Source organism: Flavobacteriales bacterium (assembly GCA_021739695.1).
In the GTDB taxonomy this organism is placed as follows: Bacteria; Bacteroidota; Bacteroidia; order UBA10329; family UBA10329; genus UBA10329.
The window spans coordinates 1-20,550 of the sequence record JAIPBM010000023.1 but is presented as its reverse complement, the minus strand read 5'-3'; the positions used below and the strand labels follow the sequence as shown (position 1 = coordinate 20,550).

Annotated in this window: 22 protein-coding genes; 8 read left to right on the top strand and 14 right to left on the bottom strand. The window is 45.0% G+C overall.

Going from position 1 to position 20,550, the window contains the following annotated elements:
* Window positions 1-57: 57 nt before the first annotated feature.
* Window positions 58-396 carry a TfoX/Sxy family protein gene (locus K9J17_13625; GenBank protein ID MCF8277768.1) on the bottom strand — a complete coding sequence of 113 codons (339 nt, stop codon included), beginning with the start codon at window positions 394-396 and terminating at the stop codon, window positions 58-60.
* A 146-nt stretch (window positions 397-542) separates the two neighbouring features.
* Here K9J17_13625 and rpoN point away from each other — a divergent pair, with 146 nt between their 5' ends.
* Genes rpoN through K9J17_13610 form a run of 3 tightly spaced genes read left to right on the top strand, consistent with a single transcriptional unit; the run spans window position 543 to window position 3,865 of the window.
* Entirely contained in the window at window positions 543-2,012 is a 1,470-nt protein-coding gene (gene rpoN, locus K9J17_13620; protein MCF8277767.1) for an RNA polymerase factor sigma-54, read from the top strand.
* Between the two features lie 36 nt (window positions 2,013-2,048).
* The gene (locus K9J17_13615) at window positions 2,049-2,924 is read left to right on the top strand and encodes a GntR family transcriptional regulator (GenBank protein ID MCF8277766.1); all 876 of its coding nucleotides are present in this window, start codon (window positions 2,049-2,051) and stop codon (window positions 2,922-2,924) included.
* A gap of 11 nt (window positions 2,925-2,935) precedes the next feature.
* Window positions 2,936-3,865, top strand: a complete 930-nt coding sequence (locus K9J17_13610) for an alpha/beta hydrolase (protein MCF8277765.1) — start codon at window positions 2,936-2,938, stop codon at window positions 3,863-3,865.
* Here the strand turns inward: K9J17_13610 and K9J17_13605 are convergent.
* Window positions 3,843-5,306, bottom strand: coding sequence for a DUF2079 domain-containing protein (locus tag K9J17_13605; protein MCF8277764.1), 1,464 nt, complete (start codon window positions 5,304-5,306; stop codon window positions 3,843-3,845). The two genes, K9J17_13610 and K9J17_13605, sit on opposite strands and share 23 nt — an antisense overlap.
* A 12-nt stretch (window positions 5,307-5,318) precedes the next feature.
* Entirely contained in the window at window positions 5,319-7,346 is a 2,028-nt protein-coding gene (locus tag K9J17_13600) for an NADPH-dependent 2,4-dienoyl-CoA reductase (GenBank protein MCF8277763.1), read from the bottom strand.
* 293 nt (window positions 7,347-7,639) lie between these two features.
* Between K9J17_13600 and ispE the strand changes: the two genes are divergently transcribed.
* The 3 genes from ispE to cmk all read left to right on the top strand — a co-directional run bounded on the left by ispE (window position 7,640) and on the right by cmk (window position 10,342).
* On the top strand, window positions 7,640-8,500 hold the full coding sequence (ispE, locus tag K9J17_13595) for a 4-(cytidine 5'-diphospho)-2-C-methyl-D-erythritol kinase (protein ID MCF8277762.1): 861 nt from the start codon (window positions 7,640-7,642) through the stop codon (window positions 8,498-8,500).
* 68 nt (window positions 8,501-8,568) lie between these two features.
* Window positions 8,569-9,663, top strand: coding sequence for a type IX secretion system protein PorQ (gene porQ, locus K9J17_13590; GenBank protein MCF8277761.1), 1,095 nt, complete (start codon window positions 8,569-8,571; stop codon window positions 9,661-9,663).
* Window positions 9,656-10,342 carry a (d)CMP kinase gene (gene cmk, locus K9J17_13585; protein ID MCF8277760.1) on the top strand — a complete coding sequence of 229 codons (687 nt, stop codon included), beginning with the start codon at window positions 9,656-9,658 and terminating at the stop codon, window positions 10,340-10,342. The genes porQ and cmk overlap by 8 nt, the downstream gene beginning before the upstream one ends.
* Here the strand turns inward: cmk and K9J17_13580 are convergent.
* Complete coding sequence (locus tag K9J17_13580) at window positions 10,339-11,568, bottom strand: 4-hydroxy-3-methylbut-2-enyl diphosphate reductase (protein ID MCF8277759.1); 1,230 nt, start codon at window positions 11,566-11,568, stop codon at window positions 10,339-10,341. The genes cmk and K9J17_13580 overlap by 4 nt on opposite strands.
* A gap of 294 nt (window positions 11,569-11,862) precedes the next feature.
* On the opposite strand from K9J17_13580, the gene K9J17_13575 reads away from it, so the two are divergent.
* Together K9J17_13575 and K9J17_13570 are read left to right on the top strand one after the other, a co-directional pair.
* Window positions 11,863-12,084 (top strand): hypothetical protein, encoded by a 222-nt coding sequence (locus tag K9J17_13575; protein MCF8277758.1) that lies wholly within the window; start codon window positions 11,863-11,865, stop codon window positions 12,082-12,084.
* 18 nt (window positions 12,085-12,102) lie between these two features.
* Entirely contained in the window at window positions 12,103-12,690 is a 588-nt protein-coding gene (locus K9J17_13570; protein MCF8277757.1) for a DNA-3-methyladenine glycosylase I, read from the top strand.
* Here the strand turns inward: K9J17_13570 and K9J17_13565 are convergent.
* The 10 genes from K9J17_13565 to K9J17_13520 form a co-directional block, all read right to left on the bottom strand.
* On the bottom strand, window positions 12,678-13,856 hold the full coding sequence (locus tag K9J17_13565) for a DUF2062 domain-containing protein (protein MCF8277756.1): 1,179 nt from the start codon (window positions 13,854-13,856) through the stop codon (window positions 12,678-12,680). The genes K9J17_13570 and K9J17_13565 overlap by 13 nt on opposite strands.
* A gap of 4 nt (window positions 13,857-13,860) precedes the next feature.
* Window positions 13,861-14,223, bottom strand: coding sequence for a hypothetical protein (locus K9J17_13560; protein MCF8277755.1), 363 nt, complete (start codon window positions 14,221-14,223; stop codon window positions 13,861-13,863).
* Complete coding sequence (locus tag K9J17_13555) at window positions 14,223-14,786, bottom strand: hypothetical protein (GenBank protein MCF8277754.1); 564 nt, start codon at window positions 14,784-14,786, stop codon at window positions 14,223-14,225. Before K9J17_13555 ends, K9J17_13560 begins: the two co-directional genes overlap by 1 nt.
* The gene (locus K9J17_13550; GenBank protein MCF8277753.1) at window positions 14,761-15,387 is read right to left on the bottom strand and encodes an outer membrane lipoprotein carrier protein LolA; all 627 of its coding nucleotides are present in this window, start codon (window positions 15,385-15,387) and stop codon (window positions 14,761-14,763) included. Before K9J17_13550 ends, K9J17_13555 begins: the two co-directional genes overlap by 26 nt.
* Window positions 15,380-16,138, bottom strand: coding sequence for a polysaccharide deacetylase family protein (locus K9J17_13545; GenBank protein ID MCF8277752.1), 759 nt, complete (start codon window positions 16,136-16,138; stop codon window positions 15,380-15,382). Before K9J17_13545 ends, K9J17_13550 begins: the two co-directional genes overlap by 8 nt.
* Window positions 16,135-17,019 (bottom strand): beta-ketoacyl synthase chain length factor, encoded by an 885-nt coding sequence (locus tag K9J17_13540; GenBank protein MCF8277751.1) that lies wholly within the window; start codon window positions 17,017-17,019, stop codon window positions 16,135-16,137. The genes K9J17_13545 and K9J17_13540 overlap by 4 nt, the downstream gene beginning before the upstream one ends.
* A gap of 180 nt (window positions 17,020-17,199) precedes the next feature.
* Window positions 17,200-18,387: a beta-ketoacyl-[acyl-carrier-protein] synthase family protein gene (locus K9J17_13535; GenBank protein ID MCF8277750.1), complete on the bottom strand. Its 1,188-nt coding sequence runs from the start codon at window positions 18,385-18,387 to the stop codon at window positions 17,200-17,202.
* Window positions 18,388-18,500: 113 nt separating this feature from the next.
* Window positions 18,501-19,100: a 3-oxoacyl-ACP synthase gene (locus K9J17_13530; GenBank protein MCF8277749.1), complete on the bottom strand. Its 600-nt coding sequence runs from the start codon at window positions 19,098-19,100 to the stop codon at window positions 18,501-18,503.
* The gene (locus K9J17_13525) at window positions 19,097-20,242 is read right to left on the bottom strand and encodes a beta-ketoacyl synthase (GenBank protein MCF8277748.1); all 1,146 of its coding nucleotides are present in this window, start codon (window positions 20,240-20,242) and stop codon (window positions 19,097-19,099) included. The genes K9J17_13530 and K9J17_13525 overlap by 4 nt, the downstream gene beginning before the upstream one ends.
* Window positions 20,215-20,550: thioesterase family protein (locus tag K9J17_13520; GenBank protein MCF8277747.1), on the bottom strand; the 336-nt coding region annotated here is incomplete at its 5' end. The genes K9J17_13520 and K9J17_13525, both read right to left, overlap by 28 nt.

Below are 20,550 nucleotides of genomic sequence, written 5' to 3'. Positions count from 1 at the left end.
TCTGTGTTTACTTAAACTCGTTTTTGAATTCGGCCGAAGGTAAATTTTTTATTGAATTCAAATCATCTGGTTGAATTCTAGCGCTTTCTCAGTCCAAAAATCCAGATCACTTTCCGCATCAAATCCTTCGGGCGATATGAAAAGAAAACCGCGCATTGTCTTGCCCGTGAAATCCATTTCTCGACTTCCGTTTTTGAATAACAGCTTATCGTGCCTTGCCTTACCAACACGAACCATCAAACGGTCTTCTCCTGTTGTTTTATCTCTATCCACGCCAATACACATCTTACCATTGACCATGAAAATGAAACCACCCATCATCTTTTTTTCGTCCGTAATGTTGGCTTTTTGAAGCCGCAGTCTCACACGTTCTACTAAATGTTCGCTGTAAGCCATACCGTTCAGTTTTTGTAAAAATCTATAATTGGAGATGAATAATTGCAATCAATCTATAAAACGGTAAATTGCCAATTGACCATTGAATTGTCTTTGGCACTCAAATTGGAATACCGATCTTCGACCAATCGTAAAAGACCACTCCCATGGCAATGAAACAACGATTACAGCAGAAGCAATTACAGCGACTTTCGCCTCAGCAGATCCAGCTGATGAAGTTGCTTCAGATACCTACAATCGCACTTGAACAGCGCATCAAGGAAGAGTTGGAAGTAAATCCAGCTTTGGAAGAAGGACCAGAAGGCGATGAGTTTGATGATGAACTGTCAGATCTTCAGAATGACGATCAGGATGATTTTGAGGAAGACTCTAGCGCGGATGACGAATTCACGATAGAGGATTATTTGGATGACGATGACATTCCTGACTACAAGCTTTACGCGAATAACACGAGCCCCGATGACGAGGAGCGCGAAATGCCGCTGAGCGGTGGTTTCAGTTTTCGCGAATTGCTTGATGAACAGCTTGGAATGCGCGTTCTTTCTGAACAGCAGCGGACGATTGCCGAGACCATCATTGGGAATTTAGACGATGACGGTTATTTACGCAGAGAGGTTTATGCCATTGTTGACGACCTCGCTTTTACCCAGAACATTCACACCAACGAAGATGAAGTTGAAGACCTGTTGGATGTGATACAAAGCTTTGAACCTGCTGGAGTTGGTGCTAGAAACTTGCAAGAATGTCTTCTATTGCAGTTAAACCGCAAGGAAGAAACAGACACTGTTCATCTTGCTAAAGAACTCATCTCCAATATGATGGATGAGTTTTCGAAAAAGCATTACACCAAAATCTGTCAACGACTTCATATCGAAGAAGACGAATTGAAAAAGGTGCTTGATGAGGTCCTAAAACTCAATCCTCGTCCTGGAAATTCACTTTCCGACAGCACGAAAGTTGTTCAGAACATCGTTGCCGATTTCATGATCAATAATGAAGATGGCAAGCTCGAATTGACACTGAACGGGCGAAATGCGCCTCAACTGAAAGTAAGTAACGAGTACAAGCAAATGCTTCGCGCCTATTCAGAAACAAAGGGAAAGGCCAATAGAGAACAGAAGGAAGCTGTACAGTTTGTAAAGCAAAAGTTGGATGGCGCCAAATGGTTCATTGATGCCATTCTGCAACGACAGATGACACTTTATGGCACCATGGATGCCATTATGGAATATCAGAAAGAATATTTCCTCACGGGAGATGAAACGAAGTTGAAACCGATGATCCTGAAGGATATTTCAGACATCGTTGGCTTGGATATTTCCACCATTTCTCGCGTTGCGAACAGCAAATACGTTCAAACTCAATTCGGGACTTTCTTATTAAAATCCTTTTTCTCTGAATCGTTGACCACAGAAAGTGGCGAAGAAGTAAGTTCTAGGGAAGTGAAAAAGATTTTGAGCGATGCGATTGAAGGCGAGGAAAAAAACCATCCCTTGGCCGATGAAAAATTGGCTGCGTTGCTCAAAGAAAAAGGCTACATCATTGCTAGAAGAACCGTTGCCAAATACCGCGAGCAATTGGGAATTCCAGTTGCACGGCTCAGAAAAGAGCTTTGAACCAACTATTAATTCATCATTCTTAATTCAAAATTCGTGTTCAAAATAGGCGAATACAATACACTTACCATTCACAGATTTACCAGCGTTGGTGCCTATTTGGGCGAGCCAGATGCTGGCTACGATGACGTTATCCTATTGCCCAACAAATACCTGAAACCAGGCATGCAAGAAGGCGATGAACTCACTGTTTTCGTTTACTTGGATACCGAAGAACGCCCTGTTGCCACTACTCAGACACCACGCATTTCGTTGGGTAAATTCGAATGGCTTGAAGTTCATTCTGTGAATCGGATCGGAGCGTTTTTGGACTGGGGTTTGGAGAAACATCTTTTTGTTCCGTATGCCGAAATGGTGGAACAAATGGAAGTGGGCAAAAAATATTTAGTTGGCGTTTTCCTGGACGAAAAATCGGAACGCTTAGTGGCAACTCCGCGCATCGGAAAACTATTGGATCAATCTGACATCCAATTAAAAACTGGTCAAGAAGTCGATCTTGTAGTTTATAATGAAACCGAACTTGGTTTTCAGGTAATGATCAATCGTAAGCACGGTGGATTGGTGTATGAAAACGAGGTTTTTCGACCAATTGAGGTTGGTGATGAAACCAAAGGCTACATCAAACTGGTTCGTGAAGACGGTAAGATCGATGTAAGCCTTGAACCGTTGGGAGTGGCAAGCATCGAACCCAACTCTCGTAAGATTTTGGATGCATTGAACCGAAACAAAGGGGTTCTTCACCTATCCGACAAAAGCGCACCCGAAGACATTGAGGAACAATTACATATGAGTAAGAAACTCTTCAAAAAAGCCATCGGAGGACTTTACAAGCAAAAACTCATTATCATCGAAAAAGATGAGATTCGTTCTGTAATTCAGCATTCTGAACCAGAGCGACCGAAGCATCTTTGAACCAAATCAAAATGAAAATAGCCATCCGTCTTATTCTTATCGGCCTAGTTGGTCTCGTCTGTGGATTCATAGCATCTTCTTGGCATGATGATATTCCGGTTGAAGAGATCATCGAAAAATATGCTTACGACAATTCGCAGTTCGTAGAATTGGATGGCATGCAGGTTCATTATCGCATCAATGGCGACACAGGCGAAACGGTGGTGCTTTTGCATGGAACGGCTTCCTCTTTGCACACTTGGGAAGGCTGGACGAACGAACTTTCGAAATATTACCGCGTGGTGAGTTTCGATATGCCCGGTTTCGGCATTACTGGACCTGAACCGAACGACAATTACACCCGCGAACGGTACCAAAAATTCATTGAAGATGTTTTACTGAAACTGAATGTGGACACGTGCTACATGGCCGGTAATTCCTTCGGTGGATATATGGCATGGAGCTTTGCTGTCAATCATCCCGATAAGGTGAAGAAGTTGGCTGTGCTCAATTCAAGCGGTTATCCACGTGGAGATCAGCCTACGCCTGTAAGTTTCAAACTTCAGAAAATGGACTGGATGAAACCTGTTTTGCTGCATCTTACGCCTCAATCGTTGGTAAGAAAATCGGTCAAAGTGGTTTATTTCGATGATTGGAAGATCACAGAGGAATTGGTGGAACGTTATCACGAATTATTGCTTCGCGAAGGAAACCGCGCTGGTTTGATGGGCAAGACGCGACAGATCAATTACGATCATTCTGAAGAAGTCAAACAGATCAAATGTCCAACACTTATCATGTGGGGAGATTCGGATGGATTGGTAAATGTGGAAGCTGCGGCTAAGTTCCATGCCGACATTCCAAATTCAGAACTCTTGATCTACGAAAACATGGGTCACGTTCCGATGGAAGAAATTCCTGAAAGATCAGTGGCTGATTTTATCTCATTCCTTCGGAAATAACTTTCCGTTTGATGATGAGGAAATCATTCTCGTCATAAATGATCTCGTTCAAGGAATCGCTTCTAAGTTCCACCATTTTCTGCGGAAATTCGAGACTATCAACTGGATAAAGGTCGCGGCCGTGAGTTAGAATGGCCAGATAATCCGCATCCTTTACAACTGGAAACAAATAGATTTTTTCCCGATCAGCAACATGCGGCACAATCACATTACTTGCCGAAACAACCGCATCGGCAGGAATTAATTCCAACGCATTGTAAATGGCTTCTGAGTTCAATCCCGATTGGTAATGTGCCGATTGATAAAAACCCGTATTCGGTCGTGTTGGATGCCAATTGAAAAACGTTGCCGTGGCAATCGTACCAATAAGCAAAGTCGTCTTCCACTTTTCGAAAGGAAAATGCTGCATCCATTCAACAAAAGCCAATGCAATGATGGGCGCGAACTCAATCGAATATTGAGAATAAACGCCCCAATGCGCTGGATTTGACGACAACAATTTCTGCGCGTAAATGGGCGCTAGCGTGATGAGGTAATGTGGACGATAGATCAAAGCAAATCCACCAGAAACCAATACCATGAAATGCAACTGTGATTTGAGCATGAAGGTTAAAGGATCGTTCTGCAAACTCTCAAACATCAGATAGAAAATGTGCCGTGGCTTACCAAGCATGGTCTTGATTACTCCAACCGGTCCGTTACCCAAATGGCTGTAATTACCGAGATGATCAGAAACACCTGCCGTGTTCAGTGCAGGCATGATGACCGCCTGAACAACGAGAAAATAAACTATAGCTGAACCAAGTAATGAACCAAGGAAAAGCCAGTTGGTCTGATTCGGTTTTAGGAAGAAATCACGAACGGCCAATCCAGCTAAGATCGCAGCCATCCAAACAGCCATGTTTTCTTTGCAAATGAGCACTAGGACGAACATCATCATGGCTTTTTTCCAATCTTTTCGTTCGTAGAACAGGATGAACCATGGCACGAACATGGCGGCCATCACGTTCGCATGCCAATCGTAAGCCAAGGCCGAATAAATGCCCCACATGCTGAAGAATAGCACCATGACCAACTCTGGCTGAAATCCTTCCAGTCGTTCCTTCGCAAATAGATAAATGCCCCACCCGCCAAAGACAATGGCAGCAATCTGAAGAATCAGAAGCGTGTAGGTCCCGAAAAGGTAATAGAAGGGCGAAAGCAGCGCGACAATCGGTGAGAAATGATTCCCCAAATGATTGAATGATTCACCTTCCAATCCAAGCGTGAATTGATGCCAATGCAGGTGAGAATAGCTATAGATCCCATGGGTGTAAATGCCCAGATCGAGCCCGTAGGTTCTGAAATTGTAGTGATTGATCAGCGAGATCAGACAGAAAACCACGCCATACACCGCTGTGACCAGCCATGCGAGTTTGTGGGTTTTAAGATAATTCAGCATTCAGCCGCCAAATTACAATGCGGCAGCCAATCTACTTCCTTGGTCAATGGCTCGTTTGGCATCCAATTCTGAAGCAAGATCGGCACCACCGATCAAATGCACGTTGATTCCTTTTGCTTTCAGCGGTTCGAACATCTTATTGTTGCTTTCCTGACCAGCACAGATGATCACGTTATCTACTTCCAACAATTCTGGTTGACCTTTAATGGTGACATGCAATCCTTTATCATCGATCTTGTCATACTGAACGTTATTCATCATCTGTACGTTCTTGTTCTTTAGCGCCAAGCGATGGATCCAACCAGTGGTTTTTCCCAATCCAGCACCAACCTTCGATTCTTTCCGTTGAAGCAGATACACCTCCCGTGGAGATGGTTCAGGATGCGGCTGAATGCCTTCTATTCCGCCACGCACTTCATTATTCGCATCGATTCCCCATTCTTCGAGGAATGCTGCCAAGTTCAAAGATGTTGGTTGACCTTCGTGAGTCAAGTATTCAGCCACATCGAATCCAATTCCTCCAGCACCAATGATAGCTACACGTTTTCCAACAGCTTTCTTATCGCGAAGCACATCCAAATAGCTCAAAACCATTGGATGATCGATGCCTGGAATGTTCGGTTTTCGAGGTGTGATGCCTGTTCCGAGGAGCACTTCGTCAAATCCAGCTAAAGAAGCTTCATCAGCCCAAGTATTCAATTTCAGATCAACGCCATGTTTCTTGATCTTGGTATCGAAGTAGCGGATGGTCTCGTAGAATTCCTCCTTTCCAGGAATCTGCTTCGCGATATTGAACTGACCACCGATTTCCTTATCGGCTTCGAAAAGCGTGACGGAATGACCACGTTCTGCAGCCACGGTTGCGGCTGCCAACCCTGCAGGTCCAGCGCCTACAACTGCAATTTTCTTTTTTGCTGTAGTAGCCTTGTAATTCAATTCCGTTTCGTGGCAAGCACGCGGATTGACGAGGCAACTCACGATTTTACGCTGAAAAACGTGATCCAAACAAGCTTGGTTGCAAGCAATACAGGTGTTGATCTCGCTTTCTCTTCCTTCCTCGGCCTTCTTCACCAAATGAGAATCGGCCAAAAACGGACGTGCCATCGAAACCATGTCCGCATCGCCACGGGCAATGATCTCTTCGGCCACTTTTGGGTCATTGATTCGGTTGGTGGTGATGAGCGGAATCGAAACTTCACCTTTCATTTTGCGAGTCACCCACGTAAATGCAGCTCGGGGAACCATTGTTCCAATTGTTGGGATTCTGGCCTCATGCCAACCAATTCCAGTGTTGATGATGGTAACACCAGCTTTCTCCAATTCCTTCGCCAATTGCACCACTTCAGGCCATGTGCTTCCTCCTTGTACAAGATCGAGCATAGAAAGGCGGAAGATGATGATGAAATTGGTGCCAACTGCTTCTCGCGTTCTGCGCACAATTTCCAAAGCAAAACGAATTCGATTTTCGTAAGAACCGCCCCATTCATCTGTTCGATGATTGGTCTTTTTTGCAATGAACTGATTGATGAGGTATCCTTCGGAACCCATGATCTCTACGCCATCATAATTCGCGTACTGCGCCAACTTCGCGCAGCGCACAAAATGCTTGATGGTACGCTCAATGCCCCATTTGCTCAACGCCCACGGTTTGAACGGTGAAATCGGAGATTTTAGAGCCGATGGCGCCACCGCAATCGGGCTATAACTGTAACGACCTGTGTGTAGGATCTGCAGGCAGATCTTTCCATCGTGCCTGTGTACTGCTTCGGTGATCACCTTGTGTTTATCAGCAGTGCTTTTGTTCGTTAAAGTACTGGCGAATGGACTCGTCCATCCGTGCACATCGGGCGCAATTCCACCCGTAACGATGAGGCCGCAACCACCTTCTGCACGTTCGCCAAAGTAAGCGGCCATGCGTTCGTAACCACCTTTTTCTTCTTCCAATCCGGTGTGCATAGAACCCATCAAGGTTCTGTTTCTCAACTTGGTAAAACCAAGATCAAGTGGTTCGAAGAGATGCGGATATTTGGGGTGGCTCATAGGATTCGTTTAAAGCAATGCATGCATTGCAAATTCATTGTGCGAATTTCATAATTATTCCCGAAAAGTTGACGTTTAGGAATTGGCCGCTATTCAGCGCCTTCCGCTTTGTCGTCATCACCATCATGCTTCTGTGGCGATAACTTATACATGAGCCATCCGAAACCGATGATCAAATGAAGCGCTATCAGAATCAGAACTATTTTGGTTGCAATGCCCATTCCGTTTTGGATGTTGATCGAGTAATGTTATTCAATTTCAGAAAAAATCTGTGTTCTTAAACAGATGTACGAATGAATTTAATGATGCAGACCGAAGTGAATTCTAATTTCGCCTCCGTGATTTCTTACCCAAACGCAAAGATCAATCTTGGACTGAACGTTATTCGCAAACGTGCGGATGGCTTCCATGATATTGAAAGTGTCTTCTACCCTATTCCGTGGCACGACATCTTAGAAATTGTTGCCGACAAGGGAAAAGGGAAAGTGACTTTCACTTCATCAGGAATTGAAATTGTTTCTGACGGAAAACCGAACCTCTGCGAACGCGTTTATCACTTGCTTCATCAAGAATTTGGGCTTCCTTCTGTTCGAATGCACTTGCACAAGATCATTCCTATTGGAGCAGGTTTAGGCGGTGGAAGTGCCGATGCGGCTTTCGCAGCTGTAATGCTCAACGATATGTTCGACCTTGGTATCACAGAAACAAAACTTGAAGAAATTGTTGCGAAAGTTGGAAGCGATTGTCCGTTTTTCGTTTCAAACAAGCCTGCATACGTTACTGGGCGAGGAGAAATTCTTGAACCATTTGACCTTGAACTTTCTGGTTATTGGATCGTTCTCGTAAATCCTAACATACATATTGGAACCAAGGAAGCGTACGAAGGAATTAGACCGCAAGCAACTGAAACGTTGCTTCTTTCCTCGCTTTCGAAGGATGTGGCACATTGGAAACATAGCGTGAAGAATGATTTTGAACTATCGATCTTTCCAAAATATCCCGCTATTGCTGATTTGAACATGAAACTGTACGAACTCGGAGCAGATTATGCAGCAATGACCGGAAGCGGATCAACAGTCTTTGGTCTATTTGAAAATGAACCTGCTGAATTGAACTTTCCGCAAGGCTTTTCAGTAAAAATTGCACAATTGTGATGTGTAAGGCAATAAGTCTAGACCTTGTCCGTTCCCTCGGCCACAAATAATGTTTTTATTTGCCATTGATGCGAATTCGACTCCTATCCATCCTTGCCTTTACACTTTCTGCTTCTGCTGCATTTGCGCAGCTTGGTGGAAGTTCTACCTATAGTTTTATGGACATGACGGCTTCGGCCCGAAATGCAGCGATGGGTGGTGATCAAATTGCCATCAAAGACGGGGATCTTGATCTGGTTTACTTGAATCCGGCCATTTTGGACAGTTCCATGAACAAGTATCTCGTCACTGATTTCACCAATTATTATGGTGGCATCAACTACGGATACATTGGCTACGGACACACGTTCAATAAGATCGGCAACATGGCATTTGGCGTGATGTATGCCAATTATGGAAATTTTACGCGAGCGGATGTGAACGGAACCGTTCAAGGAAACTTTTCGGCCAACGAGACGCTGCTTCACGCTACGTATGCACGCCCATTTGGAAAATTCTTCTCTACCGGAGCGAATCTTAAACTCATTTATTCACAACTGGCCGATTACAGCAGTGTTGGAATGGCGGTTGACCTAGCGGCAACGTTTTATCATCCACAGAAAAATTGGACAGTAAGTTTGGTAGCGCGAAATCTTGGTTCTCAATTGAAGCCATATGTTACTGGTCAGTACGAGCCCCTTCCGCTTAGCTTGGATCTTGGAGTCAGTCATAAACTGAAATACATTCCACTTCGCTTGTCAATGACCATTGTGGACCTTCAGAAACCAGATCTTACTTACAAAGACCCAACCAATTCTCCTCCAGACATTGATCCGCTTACTGGCGAAGCGATCAAGCAGAAATCGAACGTTGGAGATGCCATCATGCGGCATTTCATTTTCAGTACGGAGTTGACCATTGCCCGAAGAATCTTTATTCGTGCTGGATATAACTACGGCAGACGCCAAGAATTCAAAGTGGCCAGCAAACCTGCAACAGTCGGATTCTCGTGGGGAATTGGAATCAAGGTCAATCGATTCACATTTTCATACAGCCGCGCCACGTACCACTTGGCTGGTGGAACCAACCAGATTTCGATTTCAACCAATTTGGGTACGCATATAAAAATGCCCAAACGAGTACAGAAAGAACCGAAAAAAGATAAGCCAGCTACCGATGGATAAGATCACCATCGCCATTGATGGGTATTCTTCATGCGGCAAAAGCACACTTGCCAAACAACTCGCTGCCAAACTCAATTACACGTATGTAGATAGCGGTGCGATGTATCGCGCTATGGCGCTGTTTGCCATAGAACATGGTTTGGCAACAAAAGAATATGTGGATAAAGACAGCCTCGTTCTAGAGCTCAACAACATCGATATTGACCTGAATTACGATTCAAATACCAAAAGAGTAACCACGTTTTTGAACGGAAAAAACGTGGAAGAGGAAATACGAAGTATGCGTGTTTCTGAGGTAGTCAGTTTTGTAAGTGTCATCAAAGAAGTGCGCGCCAAGCTGCGTTCGCTCCAGCAGGAATTGGGTAAACGCGGTGGTGTGGTTATGGACGGCCGCGATATTGGAACAGCCGTTTTTCCGCATGCCGAACTCAAGATTTTCATGACGGCTTCGCCAGACGTGCGAGCCCAACGCAGATTCGATGAGCTGAAAGCCAATGGCAAAGACGTTTCGTTGGAAGAAGTTCGAAACAACCTTCTTTCTCGTGATCAGGAAGATACCAGCAGAAAGGAAGACCCACTGATTCAGGCAGAAGATGCTGTGGTTCTAGACAACTCCAATCTATCTCCTGATCAGCAATTGGAATTGGCTTTGGGGTGGGTTGCTGAAAGGCAGAATTAATTCACCTCCAACTCCTCCATCACCTTCCCTATTTCCCGACTTCCAGTAAAGTAGGAAAGCACTTTTTGAAGCACACGGTCAACCACCGAATCAGGGCACGATGCACCACTGGTCAATGCAATTTTCAATGGTCGGTCGGTTTTGGGTAAGAAATCGGACGTTTGACCAATAGTTCCTTCATGGAAATTGAAATGCTCAACGCTTGCATCATCTTTTATCTCATTCTCTGAACTGATAAAATAGGTTGGGAATTTCTCTTCGAGCAACTCCACCAAATGCGATGTATTGGAACTATTGTAACCTCCAACCACAATGGCCAGGTCAGCATCGGTTTCCATCAAGCCGTACGTTGCAGATTGATTATCGTTGGTAGCATAGCAAAGCGTGTCACGCGTATCAGCAAAATGTTGCTTAGAATTCGCTTCCCCAAATTTCTCAAGCACCACATTTTTGAGGTGATCGGCAATGGCCTGTGTTTCCGTGGCCAACATGGTTGTTTGGTTCACCACTCCAATGCGGTCGAAATGTGTGTTCGGGTCAAAACCTTCGGATGCACGATCACGAAATTGATTTTCAAACTCTTCCACCGGGCGTTTGCCCATAATGATCTCGCCCAAAATGTGCGCTTCATTCAGGTCTTTTATGACCAACGATGGCGCATTTTGATAGCTGTGCGAAAACGTTGCTCGCGTTTCTTCGTGTTTCTGTTTTCCGTGAATAATGACGGTAAAATCGTCCTCACCCAATTTGGAAGACCGTTTCCATACTTTCTCGACAAACGGACATGTTGTATTGTACAATTCAGGCTGAATGCCTTTTTGTTTCAATAGATCTTCAATCTCAACCGTTGTTCCGAATGCAGGCGTAATGACAATATCATCCGAAGAAATATCATCCCAAGGAATAAGCTGATTTCCGTAGGTATCCATGATAAATTGAATACCATGACCTTGAAGATCGTCATTCACAGCAGGGTTATGGATCATTTGACTCAAGAGAAAAATCTGTTTCCCTGGATTCTCGCTTAGTGCGCGATAGGATATTTCAATCGCATTCTCCACTCCATAACAGAAGCCAAAATGCCGCGCGATGTAAAACTGAACCGGACCGAAGTCGAGCAACGTTGGCGTAAAGTCCTGCTTACGCGGATCTTTGCTCTTGCGCATTTCTTTCAGCGGTCCGATGATCGGACTACGGTAAAACTCAGGTATGTCGAACTGTTTCATCTACTTACAGAATTCGGTTGCAAAGGTATTACAGTTGCTTTCGATTACTAAACGATTATGAATCGGTCTTTCTGTCGGTTATAAACCATCGGAAATCAACAAAATTTAACCTGAATAATTGCATTTTGAACTCAGAAATCATTGAATTTCAGAATCAACATGTATCGGTTAAGACTTATTGACAGTTATTTTATCCTAGTATGGTTCAAATACCTATATTTCACACCGAAGAGTAAAGGCCGAGTTGAACATGATATTGTTCGAGCTTGGTGTGAAAAAAGAACAAAACAAGACATGGGAAGACCTCCTACAAGACCGAAGAAGCTTAAAGACGGCTATTATATTGAAGTGCGTAATACGGGTGCAGTATCCGGAATCAAGATCAGAAGGGATACTGAAGATGAAATGATGCTAGCAGTTAAGGATTACGAAAAATCGAAAGAAGTCGTGATTCTTGGCGAATCAGTGAATGGTAAGTTCATAAAAGAAGCAAAGATCGTAAAGAAGAAAGGGTAACTACTCCTTTTGAACGATATGAATCATCATCCACAAGCAAAAAAACGTTGCGGCTGGGTTTCTGATGATCCGCTTTACATCTCTTATCACGATGAAGAATGGGGAGTGCCGCTGTTTGATGAACAGCGGCTTTTCGAGTTTCTGATATTAGAGACATTCCAAGCCGGATTGAGTTGGATCACAGTGCTTCGCAAGCGCGAGAATTTCCGTGCGGCATTCGACCATTTTGACGTAAAAAAAGTGGCCACATACGATGATGCTAAGCTTGAAAGCCTGATGGCTGACGCTGGTATTATCCGAAATGGAGCCAAGATTCGCGCAGCTGTTTCAAATGCGCAGGCTTTCATTCAAATTCAAAAGGAATTCGGTTCGTTCAGCAAATACATTTGGGATTTTGTAGATGGGAAGCCGATGCAGAATTCCTTGGCTTCGCTAAAAGACATTCCTGCCAAAACTGAATTGGCCGAACAGATCAGTAAAGCCCTCAAGAAACGCGGATTCAAATTCGTTGGGCCAACAGTTATCTACGCTCACATGCAGGCAACTGGTATGGTAAACGACCATACGGTAGATTGCTTCCGTCACAAGGAAGTTCAGACACTTTGAACCGCTTCAGGGTCTTTCCGAAGGACTGTAAGCGTTATCCAACTCACCAAGAAACCCATCAATCCTGTAGAGATTGCGAGCAGAATTGCTCCAATCACATATTGGATGTAACTATCGTGGATATTATCCAGCGATAGCTCAGATAGTTTATCAAATGGAATTGGTTCGCCATCCACGAACGGCTGTCCCATTAAGTAGCTGAAGAAGATGATGAACGGAATGAGCGGTGGCAAACTGATGTTTGCCGCTGTAATGAACAGCACCTTATTCATCCGTAGAAAAATGGCGGTTGGAATACCAATTAACAACTGAAATCCCCAAATAGGTAGAATTCCGAAGAAGAACCCGAAACCGATGCTTGCCGCCTTGCGCAGATTGGTTTCCTCTGGTTTGATGGCTTCTTCTTTGATAAGCTTGAGCAGCTTCCCTTTCAAAAGCAGTCTTCGTGGAAGATGATACAACGCTGTAAGAATCGTGAACCACGCATTGAGAAAACTGATACGCGTGAAATCTGGTCCTGGACGGAAATGTGAAACACGTTCATTAGGATCGTACTTCACTTGTATCGGTACGGAAACGAACGGCACATCGCGCCAAGCAAGTTTCACAATCACCTCAATTTCAAACTCAAACCGATTGGTGAACAGCGTAAGGTTCCTGATCTTTTCGAGCGGATACAAACGAAAACCCGTCTGCGTGTCGGGCATGTAAATTCCCGTTTGTAATCGGAACCAGAAATTGGAAAAACGGTTAGCGAAGCTGCTTTTAGCTGCCATTCCGTGTGCCTCCAAATTACGGGCGCCCATAATTACCGCATCCGGGTGACTTCGATGCACTTCAATGAATTTTGGAATATCATTGGCAAAATGCTGCCCATCGCTATCAATCGTAATAACGTAGTGATAACCCAGTTCCGTTGCTTTAGCGAAAGCCATCCGCAGTGCATAGCCTTTTCCTTTGTTGGGAGCGTACGAAATGAGAACGATCCTATCTCCAAATTCGTCCAGAATAGCTGGCGTTCCATCTGTGGCACCATCATTCACAACGATTAGATCATCCGTGTATTCCAACACACTTTCAATAACGCGTTTGACCGTTTTGTGATTGTTGTATGTAGGAACAATCACGCAAATTCCCATTTGCTTGAGTTCAGAACGGTAATTCATCGAATTATCCGAAGATGCCATTCAACTTGAAATAATTGGTTTCGCCAGAGCGACCAACGCATGTGAACATATCAACGCCATTCCGTTCTCTAAAATCGAACTCCAATTCAATATCTTGAACTTGAGTAGGATCAATAACCGATAGGAATTTGATCTGGCGGAATTCAGTCACTTTCTTCTCACCATTGGTCAATCTGATGGCTTCATCCAAAACCATTTGGGTGAGCGCTGCACCTGGCGCTACAGGCTTTTCTGGAAAATGCCCAACGTACACTTCATGATCCGGATTGAGTCTGGCACTTACCACCGAACCAGCAGCGGTCTTGGTTTCAGAAATTCGTTCGTAAAATCCCGCAAGTGTTGCCATTATTTCTTCTTCAATGGTTCCAATGTGATGGAAAAAGGAAAACCTTGATGGTCGATGCTTAATTCATCAATACAATCTTCGCCACGTTTGTATTTCACCGTTTTAGATGGATGATGGCGTCTTCCAATGATCTTCACCGAGCTCAGTTTTCCGTCCTCAAAAACAGGAAGAAGTGTCTTTTTGTTCCACTTCCATTCGTTGCCAAAATCCTCAAAACTCTGATCATACTGATAATGTGCAAAGAGCAATAGAATGTCTTCCGTCATCATGTTAAAGATCAACTTTCCGCTGAGTTTCTTGGTGGCGTAGATCTTTTTCCATTTACCCCGCTTCCACTCTATCTCCAACAGATTATTACCCATTGGTGAGGTGAATTCCACATGAAGCACGTCATTTCGCTTGTGCTGAACCGCAAGAAATCCGTTGATCGCTGTTCCCGTGATATTGAATTCAGCCTTATAAATAGCCTCTTTTCCGCGAGCGAGAATTTCTACGTCCTGTCCGGGAGCTTGCGCCTGAACTGAAGTGGCAAGAAGACTAAAAATCAGCAAAAAGAGCCGCATCTATCTTTTGGTTGGACTGAACGTTCGAGAAATGAATGTCCGTCATGTCGCCAGACGGATCGGTCAAAGTTACTTTCTTTAGAATGGAACCCGATTTTGCAAACTCGACATCAATCTGCTTGATGAATTCCTTCAGGTTCTTCTCCTTCGGTTGAAGCTGAATTCGAATGTTGGTTCCGTCTGTCGAGAACACCGTTTTGTAGTTCGAATTACTCATGATCGAACCATCAATACAACCAAGAATGATCTCCTTCACTTGCCGCAAGATCTGGTTCATCCCCTTGTATTTCTTCTCCACGCCCTCTTCGCGCAAGCGCATGGTGCTCTCGTTGATGAGAATGACATAATCAATTGGCTCTTTGAACTCCCAACGCAATTTGCTTTCCTTCTGATAGAGGAAAATGCCTGTGGAAACGAGTTTATCTGTTAGAAATGCAAAGCTCTTTTCTTGCTTGATATCGCCTTTGATGCTATTCATTCCCGCCAAAGTTGATTTCAACCCCGTTAGCATCGGGTCGCTCGCTTCAATCGTTTTCCAATCCTGCGCGAAAAGGAAAAATGGAAAAAGGATGAAAAGGAAAAATGTTGTGATTTTAGGCATGGTAGGGTTCAATTCCCGATTGCTCTGGCACTGAAACGATCTTCATGCCATTCTGCCTGCAAAGATGAATAATCTCGCGAAGTGCATCAGGCGTTGTCGGATTGGTATCGTGGAACAACAGTACGGTTGATTTTTCGAGGTGCGCACTGATTCGCTTGATGGTCGCATCTTTTGTGCGAATGCGTCCATCCTGCGAACGGATATCCCAACCGATGACCGTGCATTTTTCCTTTCGGATAGCGGAAGCAATCTCTGGCGTCATTACGCCAAATGGAGGCCGGAAATAGGCTGGTTTCTTACCGATGATCTTCTCAATGGCTTCTTGTCCTTCCGTTACTTGTTTTTCAGCTGCAGCTTTTGAGAACACGTAATCATGATTGTAGGTGTGATTCCCGATCACATGACCTTCATCCATGATCTGTTTCAGTAGCTTCGGATGTTTCTCAGCATTTCTTCCTATGACGAAAAATGCGGCCTTCACTCCTTCCTCACGAAGCACATCCAGCACCTTTGGCGTCACTTCTGGGTCTGGGCCATCATCGAAGGTAAAACTGACCGTTCCCTTCTCGCCTCTCCAAAAAGTCGGGATGAAAAACTGCGAACCGATGTCGAAAACACCCCAACCAAGTGTGATTGAATACGCGAGCAATAGAATAATAAGGACTTTCCATGTAATAAATCCAAGTGTGATGGCTGGAATTAGAACGAGGACAAATCCAATAGCCAGTATGTTCAGTCGTTGGAAGTTCAAAGCTTTTCAAGCAAGATGCTCATTTCCTGTCCGAGCAACTTATGATGCACTAAAATACGCGTTGGATGGTCGAATGAAATGTGACCGTTGTCAACTTTTCCTAGTTCAAAAGCCTTTAGCGCCATGAAAAGTCCGAAACCAACAGAGGTGAAATGCTCGCCTGAGAATTGGGTGTAATTGAATCCTTGATCCGTGTTTGAAAGCACGAGGTCTGCATCAACCTCCAGTTTTCCCGACAAATTCAATCCGACCATTTTGGCAACAGATGAATTCAATTTTTCCTTGGAAGCAAGAAAGAACGCTCCGCCCTCGCCTACTTCTGGCAATTTATAACTGACGGTATCAGCAAGTTTAGAAAGCAATTCTACCAATTCCTCCGTTTTCTCATCGACAGCACCAACCAGCACCGTCTCAGCATCACCTTCACCAATCAATAATTCTGCATCTGAAAGCGCATAGGCCAACGACAACCCGCCTTGCACATGCGTCATGTTGTAACCATGGTTTCCGAGCATTAACGCCAATTGTCCAGCAATGGAATTATGCGTGGATTGGATGAATGCCGTAGGCGAAAGTCCTCCTTCACCATCTTCATAAACCGCTTTCAAGAACTTGAGTGTGTCGCGAACGCAGCCAAGGCCAGTTCCAACCGTAATGGCATCTGCATTTTCCAATCCTGCTTTATACAAACACGATTTACCGCCTGCAGCACCCATTTTTAGAACGCTGCTCATTCTTCGCAAGGCTGCTGGGCTCACAAATTCCTTGTAATCAGGCTGGACAAGTTGCGTTTCCCCGTTGATTGCAGCGAGTGAACTCCAAGGGTTTTCATTCCCGAAAGTGTCTTGAAACGATATGCAAGTGGCGGCTCCTAAATACATTTCAGACTAATTTCTCAATTACTAAATCCCCCGTCTCGAAAAGCTCCACAAGTTCCGCTTTCGAGCCACCCCCTTTCAAAGGGGGAAGGAGCTCATTCCTCCTTTTAAAGGAGGTGCCGAGGAACAGCTTGTGCTGAGCCTGTCGAAGTAAGGCGGAGGATTTATTTGACAGTGCAACCATTAATACTTACTAAAGATTACCGTTGAGTTGTTACCTCCAAACCCAAATGAGTTGGACAAAACGTGCTTGATATCCGCACTCTCAACTTCCAATTGCGGTTTCCAATCGTTCTCCTCAATTGGATCTTGGTAATTCAAATTCGGAAACAACTTACTCTCCTTGAGAGCAAGAACTGAATAAACCGCTTCAATCGCGCCAGCGGCAGCCAATGTATGACCGGTGTAAGCTTTCGTAGAGCTAATTGGTGGTTTCTGTGCTCCGAAAACACGATGAATGGCAATGCTTTCCGACTGATCGTTATTCTGCGTTCCCGTTCCGTGGGCGTTGATGTAACTGATGTCTGTGGACTTCAAATTCGCTTTTTCCAACGCCTGCGTCATCGCCATAAACGCACCGTTTCCATCTGGCGATGAAGCCGTTTGGTGATAGGCATCATTCGTATTGGCCCAGCCTGTCACCAGTCCGAGGATTTCAGCTCCACGAGCTTCTGCGTCTTCCCTGCTTTCAAGCACGAGATAAGCCGCGGCTTCGCCTAAATTCAATCCAGCACGATTGGCAGAGAAGGGTTTGCACCATTCTGTATCCAAGATCATTAGCGAATTGAAACCGTTGGCCGTAAATCGGCACAAGGCATCAGTTCCGCCTACAATCACACGCTTCAATTTTCTTTGGCGCAATAAGCGTGCGCCCATAGCGATGGCGTTTGCTGCCGAAGAACAGGCCGTGCTAATGGTTGTAGAATAAGCGGTAATTCCGAAATGCGCGGCCGCTTGTTTCGTGCAGGTGCCACAATCGTGCGTGCCGAGCATAAACACATTCGCAAAATCCTGTTCGGTGTAATACGGCTCGAAAAAGCCTTCGCTGCGATCCATGCCGCCAACACTTGTAGATGAAACCAGACCGACCTGATTATCCATCACAATCCCTGACTGCTTGATGGCTTCTTTCATGGCCCAAGCACTCAAAAGCGTGGTTCGAGAAACAGCTTCTGAAGTCCAGTTCAAACCTATTCTCAATTCTTCATTGGAGAGTTTCACTTCTCCAAAAAGATGCGTTTCTGTGAGTTTGGAACGAAGCAATTTGGCTTTGCCTATGCCTGTTTCTTTCGACAATAGCGAACGCAGGTTTCCATCTACATCGTTGCCAATGGCCGAAATCGCTCCTATGCCCGTGATTGCAATTTCCAAGGCTTAATAATTACATTTTTTAGCCACAGATTCACAGATTTCCACAGATGAAAAAGATGATTCCTTTCCGTGGAAAATCAGTGATAATCCGTGCATCTGTGGCTCTAACATGTTCATCTGTTCAAATACAAATCCGTCAAACTTTCTGCCGTCACTTCGTTCATTCCTGATGCGGTAATGAACGCGAAGAAACCATCGTGGTTATCGCTTTCTACCTCCGTCCAACCAATGAGAACGGCTTTGGCGGCATTGTCTTCGAACAGGGCTTCGCATTGCTCCAGCAATTGCGCAGCATCAAAGCGTTCGGTAATAAGGAAGTTATTCTCGCCATAGAGTTTGTGGCGGATGCAAATCTCGCCTACCTCAATGTTCGGAAGGGTGTATACGAACAGCGCAGGACTGGCGATTCCGCCTTTCAGCGTTTCGTAATACTGGAAATCGGTTTGCAAACTGGACGAACGATTGGAGAAGATAACCGCCACTTCATCGTCTGCGTAATTCTCCAATTCGGAACGCATCAAGGTCATTTCGGCACCGATAAAACCCAACCGCGATAGCTCATCCATCTTGAAGAACTTCGGATAGCTAAGTCCAATGTGCTTGTAAAGCGAACGCAGAAACGGGTCTTCGTCCATGTGTTGGCAGAACAATTCGCCATTGATGTGAACCTCTCCACCCTTAATGCGGCAATATGTTTTCAGGAACAAACTCATCCCACTTTGAATAAGGCTGAAGCGTTACATCCGCCAAAACCTGAAGCGGTCTTGAGGAAGTATGCTGAGTTTGGAGCAGTGGTTTCCTGAATGATATTCATTGGCTGCGAAACACCCATTTCTTCGAATCCTAATGAAGGAACGAGTTGTTTGCGTTTCATGCCTTCCAATCCAAGTAAGGTTTCTATCACGCCAGCCGCACCAAGCGTATGACCGAAATAACCTTTCATGCTGTTCACAGGTGTTTCGGACAAGCCGCTGCGCTCAAATGCGATGCTTTCCATCTCATCGTTGAAGGAAGTTCCCGTTCCGTGAGCGGATAGATATCCGATCTGATCAGCTTCAATTGAAGCAGGTTTCAATGTTCGTTCGATGCTGCGGTGCAAACCTTCTCCCGTTCTAGATGGACCCGAAATGTGGTTCGCATCATTCGAACTCGCACCCGAAATGTATTCGCTGTATGAGCCCTTGAAAATGGTCTCATCGCTTGAAAGGACCAAGCCAGCGGCTGCTTCGCCCAAGTTAATTCCAGTTCGGTTCTTATCGTAAGGCTTGCAAAGGCCTTCGGTCAATGCATGCAAGGAAGCGAAGCCCGAAAGCGTGAATTCAGACACGATATCGCCACCCAGAACCATCACGTGTTCATACTTGCCCGCGCGTATCAAGCGTGCAGCGGTGATGATGCCCAACACACCCGAAATACAGGCATTACTAATGATCATCGGGTCGTTTCCGAGGTCAAAGCTCTGCTTCAAGAAGCGACCGAGCCGCCCCAGAGGTAAACGTGGATCATTCGGTTCTCCAACCTTGTCGATGTTTCCTTTGGTGGTACAGATGATGACCAATCCGTCCTTATCCTGAAATGCATCATGACGAAGCTTCCGTACCGAACGTTCGTAGCAGGCCGCCAACATATTGGTCAGCTTCAGGCTATCCATGTGTTCTTGCGGAATGAGGTGATCAGGAATCAAGCCCACATGGCTTGTGGTGTCAATACCGAATGGTCTGTCTACGGATTTCAAACCCGTTTCTCCGTTCAGCATGGCGTCATAGACCTTGGATGGCGTATCGCCCAAAGGACACAGAATGCTTTTCGCTCCGATGAAAACCTCGCTCAAACCAGTCCGTGTTTTCGTTTCCACTCTTCGAAGAAAGGTGGCGTATTCAGTTGCAATACGTGGTCCGTATCCATAAAAACCTGAATCGTTTCGCCCTTCGCTTTCAACTGCGTTCTGTCTTCGTTGTACACCTTAAAGCGGAAGATCATCTTGGCCGCTGGCGAGTTGATAAATGTCGTTTCCACCAACCCGATCTCGTTGTAACGCAAAGGATACTTGAAATCCAAATGCGTGGATGCCAAGGGCATCAACAGACCATGCTTTTCGTAGATCTCTGTAAAATCGAAGTCGAATTCCTTTGCCCATGCGTCTCTTCCATCCTCAAAATACTT